Here is a 13,111-nt window from a genome sequence, read left to right on the forward strand (position 1 = left end):
ACATGAGATCGGGACTTCTCGGCGCAGCGGCCACCTCGGCCGCGCTGTGCGGCCTGCTGATCGCCCAAGCGGCGCAGCCGGCTCTCGCATCGACCGGAAAGCACGGAAAGCCGGGTAAGCCGACGTACTCGGCCGGCGCGCCCAGCGTGGGAGACCCCTACTTCCCCGACGCCGGCAACGGCGGCTACGACGTCAAGCACTACGACATCTCCTTCACCTACGATCCCGCCACCCGGCACATGGACGCGACCACGACGGTCACCGCCGTCGCGACCCAGGGCCTGACCACGTTCGACCTGGACTTCCGCGGCCCGGAGATCTCGTACCTGAGCGTGAACGGGCACCGGGCGGAGTTCCAGCGCAGCGGCCAGGAGCTCGTCGTCACCCCCCGCCACAAGCTGGCCGAGGGGCACCGGTTCACGGTGGTCGTGAAGTACGCCGGGACGCCCCCCGTCGTCACCGACCCCGACGGCTCCATCGAGGGCTGGGTGCCGACCGACGACGGCGCGTTCGTGCCGGGCGAGCCGCAGGGCGCTCCCGCGTGGTTCCCGGGCAACGACCACCCGACCGACAAGGCCACCTTCACCTTCCACACCACCGTGCCCGAGGGGGTCACCGCCGTCGGCAACGGCCGGCTGCTGTCGCAGAAGACCAAGAAGGGCTGGACGACGTTCCTCTGGAACTCGACCGAGCCCATGGCGACCTACCTGTCCACGGTGACCATCGGGAAGTTCACCGTCACCGAGTCGAAGACGCCGGAGGGCCTGCCGATCTACACGGCGGTCGACCCGCAGCTGGTCACCCAGTCGGCCGGCGCCGTCGCGCAGATCCCCGACATCGTCGACTACTTCTCCTCGCTGTTCGGCCCGTATCCGTTCAACACGGCGGGTGCCATCATCGACCGGGCGCCGGACGTCGGCTACGCCCTGGAGAGCCAGACCAAGCCGATCTTCTCCAGCGCCCCCGGCGTGAGCACGATGGCGCACGAGCTGGCCCACCAGTGGTACGGCGACAGCGTGTCCGTCACCCGCTGGTCCGACATCTGGCTCAACGAGGGCTTCGCGACCTACGCCCAGTGGCTCTACACCGAGCACAACGGCGGTGCCACGGCCGACCAGACGTTCAACAGCGCGAGCAACTACGGCCGCGCCGCGACGTCGTCGTTCTGGCAGGTCGTCGCCACCGACCCCGGTCCCGAGGACATGTTCGGCAACGTGCCGTACAACCGCGGGGCGATGACGCTGCACGCGCTGCGCGGCAAGATCGGCGACACCGCCTTCTTCGCGCTGCTGAAGCAGTGGGCCACCAGTCACCGGTACGGCAACGCCACCACCGCCGACTTCATCGCGGCGGCGGAGAAGGCGTCGGGCAAGGACCTGACGAACTTCTTCGACGTGTGGCTCTTCCAGAAGGGCAAGCCCGCCACCTGGTAGGCGTCCTCCGATCGCGTACGGCCCCCGCCCTAACGTCAGGGCGGGGGCCGGTTCGTATGGGTGACACTCACCGATGGCCCGATATGTCGGATTTGGGTAGCATTCGGGCTTCGTCACCCGAGCTCACTCATGAGCAAGGAGCTCAGCATGTCTCCCGTCTCCGTCGAACCGCTGCTCGCCGCGGCGAATGCCGACGCCGCCCTGGTCGAGCGGCTCACCACGCTGGTCAACGAGGTCTACGCGGTGGCCGAGAAGGGCTTGTGGGCCGACGGCTATGCCCGCACCACGCCCGGCGAGATCGCCGCGCTCGTCGGGGCCGGGGAGATCGCCGTGGCCCGCGTGGACGGGAGGATCGTCGGCTGCGTGCGCGTCCAGGACCTCGACGAGCACACCGGGGAGTTCGGCATGCTGGCCGCCGACCTCGATCACCGTGGCGCCGGAGTGGGCCGCGCCCTCGTCGCGTTCGCCGAGGGCCGCAGTCGCGACCTCGGCCGCCGCACGATGCAGCTGGAACTGCTCGTGCCGCGCGGCTGGGCTCATCCGTCGAAGGAGTTCCTCGCCGGTTGGTACGGCAGGCTCGGCTACCGCCGGGTGGACGTCGGTGCGATCGAGGAGGCCCATCCCACCCTGGCTCCGCTGCTCGCCACGCCCTGCGACTACCTCGTCTACCGCAAGGACCTCGGCGCCTGACATAGCCGCCCCCGCCCGCGCCCTCCGCGCGTGTCCCCCCGCGCGTGTGATCATGCAGAAGCTTGCGCAGGTGCCGTGCGGCCTGCGCCAACTCCCGCCGTGATCATGCACTCCAGTACGGCATGTGCCCGTGTGAGAGATATCAACGAGCGCCCATCAAGCCCAGGGATCTCAGACGCCGAACCCAAGGAGCATGATCCTGAACGGCGTCTGCTCGGACAGGTCGCGGTGTTCGTGAAATCGTGCATGATCACGACCGGCGTCTGGCCAGGTCAGCCCCCCACAATCCGAACTTCTGCATGATCACGGCAAGGGTTCGCGCACGTCAGGAGGTACGCTCCCGAACTTCTGCATGATCACGCGCAAGGGGGTGTCTGGTCAGGTGGCCGGGCGGAAGGTCGCCGTGAACGTCTCGAAGTAGTGCAGGTTCTCCTGCCACTGGCTTTCGGGGGTCTGCCAGAAGATGGCGTATCCGTGGTGCTTGTCGGTGACGAAACCACGATCGATCGCGTGCCGCTTCCCGCTGCTGCCCTGCCAGGTGAACTCCCAGTCGGCGGCCTCCTTGAAGTAGTCCACCGACTTGATGGTCACGCGCCGGTAGCCGGAAAACCGTGAGGGAGCGGACTGCTCCTGGTTCTTCCAGTCCTTCACCGCATCGGACTTGGGCGTGCTGGTCATGCCGATCTGCAGGGTGCCGACGCCGTCGGGCCCGCGGAACCAGACGTTGTAAGCGTCGCGGCGGTCGACCTTCCAGCCGTTGGGAAGGGCGATGGAGAAGCCCGTCTGGTCGCGGTACGTGTGCCAGTTCTTCGGCGGGTCCGCGGGCTGCGAGGTGGCCGGGGTGGGCGTGGGGGAGGGCTTGCTCGAGGCGGACGGCGTCTTGCTCGGAGACGCCGGCTTGGTCGCGGTCGCGGGGGCCGACGTGGGCGTGGTCTTCGTGTCGTCGCTCGGCTGCGCCGACGTACGCTCTCCCGCTCGCATGCCGAGGAAGCCCGCGATGCCCGCGATGATCAGTAACGCGGGGACGATCACCAGGGCGGCCTTCACCAGGAGGGGGGGCCGCCATCTCTGGACGGCCCCGGCGTCCCGGCTCTCACCGTCGCCCGCGTGCCAGACCGATCCTCGCTGTGTAGCGGCGCCGGTGGTGAGATCCCGGCCCGCCGGAACTCCCCAGCCCGCGGCGGAGACGCTATGGCTCTGCCCGGCGGACGGCGCCGTGTTCTCCCGCGTCGGTGCGGGCGACGGCGTCGCCGGTGCGCCGGGAGCCACCGGAGGCCGCCCCCCGCCCGAGACGCCGCCTGAGACGCCGCCTGAGACGCCACCCGGGCCGCGGGCGGCTTCGGACCGGCCCGCTGACGGCGTGCCCGTCCCTGCCGTGGCCCCGGCCGCGTTCCCGGCGCCTGCCGGGCTCTTCGGGCCTGCCGTACCCGGGGATCCGCCCGCGGGCACCGCCGGCGTCGGAGACGCTGAGGGGGCTGGGTGCGCTGGGGGCGTTGCGGGCGCCGGGCGCCCGGCCTGAGCGCCCGTCTCCGGGACGCCTGGCCCGCCGCTCGCGGACTGCCGGGCTTCCTGGCCTCCGCGCGGGACGACCTTCGTCTTGGGGGCCTCCTTGCCGCCGGGCGCGGCGGCCTCCGCGACCGCCCCCGTGGCGGGAGGGGCCGCCGCCGGGCGGGCGGCGGGCTCCTGAGCGCTCTCCGCAGCGCTCTCCGCAGCGCTCTCCACTGGGGAGCCGGCGGACGCCTCTTCCCGCGGGCCGGAGCCACCGGCGGCGGGCTTCGAGCCGGCGGGCGGGGCCTTGGGTGCGGGGCCCGCGGCGTCCGGCGCCGCGCCCTTCCCGGCCGGTTGCGGCCGGCTCGCCCCGCGCGCCGCCTGCTCCGCGTCGCCGCCATCTCCGCCATCTCGCCCCTCTCCGGCTCCTGCGGGCGAAGGGGAGGCGGCGGGCGGGGGGACGACCTCGGGCAACGTGGGAGCCGGGAGTACGGGTGCGGGGCTGGAGACCTGCCGCAGGAGGCGGGCGGTCTCGTCATAGTCAGGCCTGTCGGCGGGCTCCTTGGCGAGCAGCCGCATCAGCGCGGGCCCCAGCCGACCGGCCTTGGCCGAGGGGGCGGGCTCCTCGTTCAGCACGGCGTGCATGGTCGCCATGGCCATGCCCTTGTCGTGCGGCGGCTTGCCCTCCACCGCCGCGTACAGCGTCGCCCCGAGCGACCACAGATCCGACTCACGCTGCGCGGGGCTGCCGCGGAGCCGTTCCGGCGGGATGAAGGCGGGAGTGCCGACGAGGCCGGTGCGCGTCATCGTCGAGTCGGCCTCGAGGCGGGCGATGCCGAAGTCGGTCAGCACGACTCGCCCGTCTCCGGTGAGCAGCACGTTCTCGGGTTTGACATCGCGGTGGAGCACACCCTGGGCGTGCGCGGCGCGCAGCGCGTCGAGGATCTGCAGGCCGATCTCGGCCGTGCGCTCGGGAGTGAGCGGCCCGTCTTCGCGGATCGTCTGGCCGAGTGAGCGAGACTCGACGAGCTGCATGATGATCCAGGGGCGGTCGTCCTCCTCGATCACGTCGTGGACGACGACCACGTTCGGGTGGGTCAGCCGGCCCGCGGCTCGCGCCTCCCGCATGGTCCTGCGGTTGAGATCGCTGAGCTCGTCGCCCATGGCGCTGTCGTAGCGGACCTCCTTGACGGCCACGGGCCGGTCGAGCAGCCGGTCGTGGGCTCGCCACACGACCCCCATCCCTCCTCGGCCGATTGGCTCTTCGAGGTGATACCGGCCGCCGACGAGCCGGCCTTCCGCTTGCGCCATCAGATCTCCTCCCGAGCCCAAAATCGTCCCATGGATAAGAAATGGTTCGGCCAGACCACGCCGGATCATCTATCGATATTTCGGCATGTGAGACAGATCATTTCGAATCGGAGTCAGACGGCTGCTAAGGTCCATGTCATGGCTGAGCGTCACGTATTTACGCGGCCGGCTCCGGAAGGGCCGGTCGTACGAGCGTGATGTAGCGACCACCTGGAGCCGGCTGAAGGCAGAGACCCCACGTCTCTGCCTTTTTCGTTGTCAACGTGCCGGTGCGAATGGCCGGCTTACCGAGGAGCGGACATGTCGCAGGCAGCACGACCCGGCAGCGCCGTACGGATCGGGACCCTCCCCGTCGGGGACGGCATGCCCGTGGTCGTCATCGGCGGGGACGACGCGCGATGGCTCAGCCTCAGAGATCACGATGGCCGCGCCCAGGCGGACGAGGTGATCGGCGAGGCGCGGGCCGGGTGGGCGGGCCCGCTGCTCGTGGAGCCCTTCTCGGCCGCCGACCTCGGCGCCGTCGCCGAGCAGGCCGACGGCGTCGTGATCGGCGCGGCGTGGATGCAGGACTTCCGGCTGGTTCAGGCCGTCGCGCGCACCGGGCTGCCGGTGCTCGTGCAACGCGGCCCGTCCGCCACGCAGGCCGAATGGCTGGCCATCGCGGACTACTGCGCGGCCGAGGGCAACGACCAGGTGGTGCTCTGCGAGAGCGGGAGCCGTACGCATCTGGGCGGCGCCACGCTCGACCTGGCGCTCATGAGGGACGCCAGGGAACGCTCGGGCCGCCCCGTCGTGGCCGATCTCGGAGACGATCCCACCCTGGCCGCGGCCGCGGTCGCCGCGGGTGCCGACGGCCTGCTGCTCGGCCCCGCCGTACGGCCAGGCGTGGCGGCGGCCGCGCACGAGGCGGCCACGGTCGTCGGCGCGCTCCTGCGGTCGGAGTCACCGGACGGGGTGGCCGCCGCGCGGGCGGCGATCGACCGGGTGGACGCGGCCCTCGCCACGCTGCTCGAACGGCGGGCCGGCCTGGCGGGGACCGTCCAGCGGCTCAAACCGGTCGGCGGCTTCCGCGGGCGCGACATGGACCGCGAGCGCCTCCTGGTCGCCGCGATGGCCAGGAGGGCGCCGCGCCTGGGGGAGGCCAGGCTCGGCCCGGTGATGAACGCGGTCATCGAGGCCGGGCTCCACCTGGCCGAGGAGGATCGCGAGGTCGCGCCCGGCCCCGCATGAGCACGCGTGGGCACGCATAGGCTCGAAGCAGCGTGCGTCGTGGGGGCCCGGGCGTCCGGAGTCCACGACGGCGGGCTGGGGGTCTCATGGGTGACGCGTTCGTCCATCTGCACGTCCACACCGAATATTCGACGCTCGACGGCGCGGCCCGGATCCCGCGGCTGGTCGAGCGCGCGGCCGAGCTCGGCATGCCCGCGATCGCGATCACCGACCACGGCGTCCTCCACGGGGCCTACGATTTCCACCGGCAGGCGACCGCCGCCGGGGTGAAGCCGATCGTGGGCATCGAGGCCTACGTCGCGCCGGGGTCCCGGTTCGACAGGACGCCGGTCATGTGGGGCGGGCCGGACCAGAAGGCCGACGACGTCTCGGGGGGCGGCCACTACACCCACATGACGATCTGGGCCGCGAACCTGGCCGGCCTCAGAAACCTGACCCTCCTCAGCTCCCGCGCCTACACGGAGGGCCTGGTGCGCCGGCGGCCCCGCATGGACGCCGAGTCGCTGGCGGAACACGCAGAAGGGCTGATGGCCACCACCGGCTGCCCGTCAGGGGAGGTGCAGACCCGCCTGCGCCTGGGCCAGTACGGCCAGGCCCGCGACGCCGCTGCGAAATATCAGGACATATTCGGCAGGGAGAACTTCTTCCTGGAGATCATGGACCACGGTCTCGGCATCGAGCGGCGGGTCCGTCAGGGGCTTACCGCGATCGGGCGCGAGCTCGGCATCCCGCCGGTGGTCACCAACGACGCCCACTACGTCGACGCGGCGGACGCCGCCGTCCAGGACGCCCTGCTGTGCGTCCGCACGGGCAGGCCGATGTCCGACCCCGACCGCCTGCGGTTCGAGGGCACCGGCTACTTCCTGAAGCCCGCCGTACAGATGCGGGCCCTCGACTCCTCCGCCTTGTGGCAGGAGGGCTGCCGCACCACCCTGCTGATCGCCGAGAGGGCCGACCCCGCAGGCATGTTCGTTCCCCGAAACCTGATGCCGGGTTTCCCCGTGGTCCCGGGACGGACCGAGGAGGACCTCTTCCGCGAGACCGTCTGGGCGGGAATGCGCAGGTGCCACCCCGGCGGCTTCGGCGAGGAGCGCAGAGCCCGAGCCGAGCACGAGATCGACGTCATCGTGCGGATGGGATTCCCGTCCTACTTCCTCGTCGTCGCCGACGTCGTCACCTGGGCCAAGGCGCGCGGCATCCGGGTCGGGCCCGGGCGCGGCTCGGCCGCAGGTTCGCTGGTCGCCTATGCGATGGGGATCACCGACATCGACCCGATCGCGTACGGCCTGCTCTTCGAGCGGTTCCTCAACCCCGGGCGTGTCTCCCCGCCCGACATCGACATCGACTTCGACGAGCGCAGGCGGCCCGAGGTCATCCGCTACGTCACCGAGAAATGGGGCTCCGACAAGGTAGCCCTGATCGCGACATTCGCCACGATCAAGGCGAAGGCCGCCGTGCGTGACGCGGCTCGCGTCCTCGGCCGGCCGTACGCGCTGGGGGACATGATCTCGCGGGCGTTCCCCCCGGCGGTGCTGGGCGAGGACATCCCCCTCGCGGCCGTGTTCGACCCCCGGCACCCGCGCCACCGCGAGGCCGCCGAGCTGCGCGCCCTGTACGGCGCGAACGCCGACGTCAGGGCGACGATGGACCTCGCCAGACCCCTGGAGGGGCTGATCCGGCAGACCGGCGTGCATCCCGCGGGCGTCATCCTGTCGGCAGAGCCGATCGAGGAGAGCGTCCCGGTCATGCGGCGGGAGTCCGACGACACGATCGTCACGCAGTTCGCCCACCCGGCCTGCGAGGCCCTCGGCCTGCTCAAGATGGACTTCCTCGGCCTGCGCAACCTCACCGTCATCGACGACTGCCTCGCCATGGCCGGGCGGCCCGTCGACCTGCTGGAGTTGCCGCTCGACGACGAGCCCACCTACGAGTTGCTGAGCCGCGCCGACACCCTCGGCGTCTTCCAGCTCGACGGCGGAGGCATGCGCACCCTGCTGCGCCTGATGCGTCCCGACACCTTCGCCGACATCCCCGCCGCTCTCGCGCTCCACCGCCCCGGCCCCATGGGCGCCGGGGCGCACACCGCGTACGCGCTGCGCAAGAACGGCAGGCAGGAGATCACCCCGATCCACCCCGAGCTGGAAGGCCCGCTCGCCGGCATCCTCGGCACGACGTACGGGCTGATCGTCTACCAGGAGCAGGTCATGGCGATCGCGCGGAAGGTCGCGGGCTATTCCGCCTCCGGCGCCGACCTGCTCCGCCGCGCGATGAGCAAGAAGCTCCGCCTCGACGAGCACTTCGAGGTCTTCGCGGGCGGCATGCGGGCGCGCGGCTTCTCGGCGGGCGCGATCAGGGCGTTGTGGGACGTGTTGCTGCCGTTCTCCGGCTACGCGTTCAACAAGGCCCACGCCACCGGCTACGGCCTGGTCTCCTACTGGACGGCCTACCTCAAGGCCAACCACCCGGCCGAATACATGGCCGCCCTGCTCACCTCGGTCACCGGCGACAGGGACAAGTCGGCTCTCTACCTCGGCGAGTGCCGCCGTATGGGCATCGGCGTGCTCGGGCCTGACGTCAACGACTCCGGCGCCGGCTTCGTGCCGCGCGGCGGTGACGTGCGCTTCGGCCTGTCGGCCGTCCGCAACGTCGGCCCCGAGGTCGTCGACGGCATCATCGGCTCCCGGGGGAGCGGGTTCGCGGATTTCGGCGACTTCCTCCGCAAGGTCCCCCCGGCCGTCTGCACCCGGCGTGTGGTCGAGTCCCTGATCAAGGCGGGCGCCTTCGACGCCATGGGCCACCCCCGCAAGGGCCTGATGCTGGTGCACGAGCAGGCCGTCGATGCCACAGCCGCCGTCAAGAGGAACGAGACGATCGGGCAGGGCTCGTTGTTCGACGCGGCCGACGACCACACGTTCGGCGTGCGTATCCCGCCGGGGGAGTGGGACGGGGACACGCTCCTGCGGTTCGAGCGCGAGATGCTCGGCCAGTACGTCTCAGGCCACCCCCTCCTCGGCGCCGCGCCCGCCCTCGCATCGCTTGCCGACTGCACTCTGGCCGCCCTGCGTACCGGCGACGGCGTGGACGGCAGGACCGTCACCGTCGGCGGGCTGCTGACCGGCCTGCGGCGCAGACTCACGAGGAACGGCGAAACCTGGGTCAGCGCCACCCTGGAAGACCTCGAAGGATCCGTCGACGTGCTCTTCTTTCCGTCGGTGTGCGAGTCGCGCGCCGAGGTGCTCGTCGAGGACTCCGTCGTCCTGGTCAGAGGCCGGGTGGACATGCGCGACGGCACCGCGAAGATCATCGCGGCCGACGTGACCGCGCCCGATCTGCGATCAGCCACTTGAGCCTCCACCCGCTGGAAGGTGCAGGGTGGACGCCGTGAGCGAGGAGACACCGCTTTACACGATCGGGCAGCTCGCTCGCCGCGCCGGGCTCGCCGTACGGACGGTCCGGTTCTGGTCCGACATCGGCGTCGTCCCGCCCGCCGCCCGGTCATCCGGCGGCTACCGCCTGTACGACGAGGAGGGGGCCGCCCGCGTCGAGCTGGTCAAGACCCTGCGCGACCTCGGCCTGGGGCTGGAGGCGGTGCGGGAGGTCCTGTCACGGCAGGCCACGGTGGCCCAGGTGGCTCCGGCCCATGTCAGGGCGCTCGACGCGGAGATCCGTGAACTGCGGCTGCGCCGCGCCGTGCTCCGCACGGTCGCCGAGCGCGGCAGCACGACCGAGGAGACACTCTCGATGCACAGGCTGGCACGGCTGTCCGCACGTGAGCGGCGGCAGATCATCGACGACTTCGTCGACCGGGCGATCGCCGGGGTCGATCTCGGCGACGACGCCGTGATCATTGCTCAATGGATGCGCGAGCTGCCGGACGATCCGGCCCCCGAACAGGTGGATGCCTGGATCGAGCTCGCCGAACTGGTGGCCGACGAGGACTTTCAGCGGAAGATCCGCCATTTGGCCGGCGGCGCGGCGGCTCCGGAGTTCGCCTACGACCTGCGTGCACGGGTGATGGAGCACGCCGGTCGCGCCCTGGAGGAGGGGGTCGCGCCGTCGTCCCCGGAAGGCAAGGCCGTGCTCGACCGCGTCGTCGCCCGCGATCTGCCTGCCGCCGAGCGGGACGGGCTCGTCGGGTGGTTGGAGCCCCTCGCCGACGCCCGGGTCGAGCGCTACTGGCAGCTGCTGGAGGCCGTCAACGGCCGGGAGCCCGCGCCGCCTGCCGTACCGGCCTTCGCTTGGGTGATCGCGGCTCTGCGCGCGCACGACTGATCGCACTGCATGATCACGAAAGGAATCGGTGCAGGTCACAGGGCATGATCGCGAACTTCTGCATGATCACGAGCGGGGTTTGCGCAGGTCAGGTGGTGTGACCGCGAGTTTCTGCATGATCACGCCCAGAGGGGTGGTGGCCCGCTCCGGCGTCGTGTGTTCCGGTGTGGGCCTCCCGGCGTCCGGTGTTCTGGTGTCTCGCGTCCTGGTGGCTTGCGTTCTGGTGGCTGCTGTCCTCGTGCCTTCCGTCTGGGAGTCTGCCGTCGTGCTGCGAGCCGTCCCCGTGGGGCGCGTTCTCGCGGGCGCCGCCCATGCGGGGTCCGTGCCCGCGTGGGGTGTTCTCGTGGACACCGTGCCCGCGGGGACCGTCTCCGTGGAAGCCGTGCCGGGGGGAGCCGCCGTCGGGGAAGCCCCCGTCGTGGTGGCCCTCGTCGTGGTGGGCGCCGTCCTCCCGGCTCCGGGCGTCCCCGCTCCGGCTGTCGTCCCGGCCGCCACGATCCCGGCCCCTGCCCCCATCCCGGTCGCCGTCGCCGTCGCGGGCTCTGCGCCTGTTCTCGTCCTCCAGGAACTCACGGAGACCGGGCGTGTAGCCCCCGCCGAAACGCGAGTCGGGCGCGACGAACCCCGTCGGCGCGATGTGGCGCAAGGCCGCGCTCATGGAGTCGACCCAGATCGGCCCGGGCAGTGAGGCGCCCTGCACCGCGCCGTACGAGCGGCCGCCGATCGCGACGCCCAAGAGCGGATAGCGGTAGGAGCCGCGGATGTCGCCGAGGCTCACGGCAGCGGCCAGGTTGGGCGTGTATCCGGCGAACCAGGCCGACGTGTACCCGTTGTTCGTGCCGGTCTTGCCCGCGGCGGGCCGTCCGATCGACTGGCCGCGCATCGTCCCCTGGGTGAACACGCCCGACAACACATGGTTGACGGCGTCGGCGACCTCGGGCGTGAGCGCCTGCGTGCAGCTCGGCGGGATCTGCGTGCGCGTGCCGTCCCGCTCCACGATGTCGGTGATCGCCATGGGCGTGCAGTAGCGGCCACGGGCGGCGAACGTGGCGAAGGCGGCGGCGACCGTGGTGGGATCCATCTCGTTGACGCCGAGCGTGAAGGTCGGCACCTCCCGCAACGGCTTGCCGTCCGCTCTGACGATGCCCAGCGCCTTGGCCGTCCTGACCACGTTGCACAGCCCGACCGCCTGCTCGAGCTTCATGTAGAAGATGTTGACCGACTTCCAGGTGCCCAGTTCCAGGCTGTACGGCCCGCCGCCGCCTTCGCCGCTGGCGTTGTAGATCGTGGTGTTCGGGTCGTTCACGGCCTTGCCCGAGCAGTCCTTGAAGCCGCTCGACGGCACGAACGACCCCGGGGTGTCGAAGCCGTCGCCGAACTGCCAGCCCTGGGACAGCGCTGTCGCCAGGGTGAACGCCTTGAACGTGGACCCGGCCTGGAAGCCGTCGCCGCCACCGTGGGCCTTGTCGGCGGCCAGGTTGTAGGTCGTGCTCGGCCCCAGCTTGTCGTCGTGCGGGTTGCGGCCGTAGGCCTTGCTGGCGGCCATCGCCCTGATGAGGCCGGTGCCCGGCTCCACCATGGTCTCGGCGGCGACCTGGTTGTCCTCCGGTGAGACGCGTTCGGAGATCGCCTGCTGCGCCGCCTTCTGCGCGACCGGGTCGATCGAGGTCCACAACGTCAGCCCGCCCCGCTGGAGCCGGCGCTCCCGGTCGGCGCGGGTGTAGCCGAACGCCGGATTGTTCAGCACCTCGTGCTCGACGTAGACGCAGAAGTACGGGTAGGCGCTGTCGGCGCATCCGCCGGGCTCGGCCCTCATGTGCAGGTCGAGCGTGCCGGGCTTCGCCGCCCTCGCCGCCTCAGGAGTGATCATCTTGAGCTCCGCCATGCGGTCGAGCACGACGTCGCGCCGCTCACGCAGCCGGATGCGCTCCTCCTCGCCCAGCGACGGGTCGGTGTCCGACGGGGTCCGTATGGCGGCGGCCAGCGTGGCGGCCTGGGGCAGCGTCAGGTCGGCGGCGTCGGTCCCGAAGAAGCGCTGGGCGGCGGCCTGAACGCCGAAGGCGCCCGCCCCGAAGTAGGCGATGTTGAGATAGCGCTCGAGGATTTCCTTCTTGGTGTACTTCTTCTCCAGCGCGAGGGCGTACCGCAGCTCGGTGACCTTGCGTTCGATGTTCCTGACCTGGGCCTTGGCGCGCTCGTGCGCCGTCTCGGCCTGGGTGACCATCATGTTCTTCACGAGCTGCTGGGTGATCGACGAGCCGCCCTGCCTGATGCCGCCGGCCTGCGTGTTGGTGAGCAGCGCCCGCAGCGTGCCCTTGATGTCGAGCCCGCCGTGCTCGTAGAAGCGGGAGTCCTCGATGGCGACGATCGCCTGCTGCATCGGCACGGCGATCTTGCTGATGGGCACGGACTGCCGGTTCTGGTAGTAGAACTGGGCGATCTGCGTGCCGTTGCGGTCGAGCAACCGCGTCATCTCCGGCAGCGGCTCCTCGCGCGGCGCGGGAGGCAGGTCGTTGACCGTGGAGGCGACGCCCTTCGCCGCGAGACCGGCGCCGCCCGCCAGGGGCATGGCCAGTCCGGCGACCAGGACTCCGCCCAGCGCACCGGAAAGGCCCAGCGTCACGGCGGCGCCGAGGAGACGAGAGGGCACGCCATATCAGTGCGGCGCGGCCGCGTCTCCCAAACGC

At 71.2% G+C, this 13,111-nt stretch carries 7 protein-coding genes; 5 read left to right on the forward strand and 2 right to left on the reverse strand.

Annotated features, from left to right (window positions below; translation table 11 throughout):
• Window positions 1-2 precede the first annotated feature (2 nt).
• The gene (locus Pth03_RS11615) at window positions 3-1,433 is read left to right on the forward strand and encodes a M1 family metallopeptidase (protein ID WP_203944186.1); all 1,431 of its coding nucleotides are present in this window, start codon (window positions 3-5) and stop codon (window positions 1,431-1,433) included.
• A 147-nt stretch (window positions 1,434-1,580) separates the two neighbouring features.
• Entirely contained in the window at window positions 1,581-2,123 is a 543-nt protein-coding gene (locus Pth03_RS11620) for a GNAT family N-acetyltransferase (protein ID WP_203944187.1), read from the forward strand.
• Between the two features lie 378 nt (window positions 2,124-2,501).
• Here Pth03_RS11620 and Pth03_RS11625 read toward each other — a convergent pair whose 3' ends face one another.
• On the reverse strand, window positions 2,502-4,922 hold the full coding sequence (locus tag Pth03_RS11625) for a serine/threonine-protein kinase (RefSeq protein WP_203944188.1): 2,421 nt from the start codon (window positions 4,920-4,922) through the stop codon (window positions 2,502-2,504).
• 300 nt (window positions 4,923-5,222) lie between these two features.
• Between Pth03_RS11625 and Pth03_RS42470 the strand changes: the two genes are divergently transcribed.
• The 3 genes from Pth03_RS42470 to Pth03_RS11640 all read left to right on the forward strand — a co-directional run bounded on the left by Pth03_RS42470 (window position 5,223) and on the right by Pth03_RS11640 (window position 10,424).
• Window positions 5,223-6,152: a chorismate mutase gene (locus Pth03_RS42470; RefSeq protein WP_373318528.1), complete on the forward strand. Its 930-nt coding sequence runs from the start codon at window positions 5,223-5,225 to the stop codon at window positions 6,150-6,152.
• 86 nt (window positions 6,153-6,238) lie between these two features.
• Window positions 6,239-9,499, forward strand: coding sequence for a DNA polymerase III subunit alpha (gene dnaE / locus Pth03_RS11635; protein WP_203944189.1), 3,261 nt, complete (start codon window positions 6,239-6,241; stop codon window positions 9,497-9,499).
• A gap of 34 nt (window positions 9,500-9,533) precedes the next feature.
• Window positions 9,534-10,424, forward strand: coding sequence for a helix-turn-helix domain-containing protein (locus tag Pth03_RS11640; RefSeq protein WP_203944190.1), 891 nt, complete (start codon window positions 9,534-9,536; stop codon window positions 10,422-10,424).
• Window positions 10,425-10,512: 88 nt separating this feature from the next.
• On the opposite strand, the gene Pth03_RS11645 is transcribed toward Pth03_RS11640, so the two are convergent.
• A complete protein-coding gene (locus tag Pth03_RS11645) occupies window positions 10,513-13,074 on the reverse strand; it encodes a transglycosylase domain-containing protein (RefSeq protein WP_239118944.1) in 2,562 nt (853 codons plus the stop codon).
• Window positions 13,075-13,111: the final 37 nt, after the last annotated feature.

It is taken from the genome of Planotetraspora thailandica (assembly GCF_016863335.1).
Taxonomy (GTDB): Bacteria; Actinomycetota; Actinomycetes; order Streptosporangiales; family Streptosporangiaceae; genus Planotetraspora; species Planotetraspora thailandica.

Coding starts and splice junctions, on each gene's coding strand:
- Pth03_RS11615 (WP_203944186.1), top strand. CDS start 3: ATGAGATCGGGACTTCTCGGCGCAGCGGCCACCTCGGCCGCGCTGTGC.
- Pth03_RS11620 (WP_203944187.1), top strand. CDS start 1,581: ATGTCTCCCGTCTCCGTCGAACCGCTGCTCGCCGCGGCGAATGCCGAC.
- Pth03_RS11625 (WP_203944188.1), bottom strand. CDS start 4,922: ATGGCGCAAGCGGAAGGCCGGCTCGTCGGCGGCCGGTATCACCTCGAA.
- Pth03_RS42470 (WP_373318528.1), top strand. CDS start 5,223: ATGTCGCAGGCAGCACGACCCGGCAGCGCCGTACGGATCGGGACCCTC.
- dnaE (WP_203944189.1), top strand. CDS start 6,239: ATGGGTGACGCGTTCGTCCATCTGCACGTCCACACCGAATATTCGACG.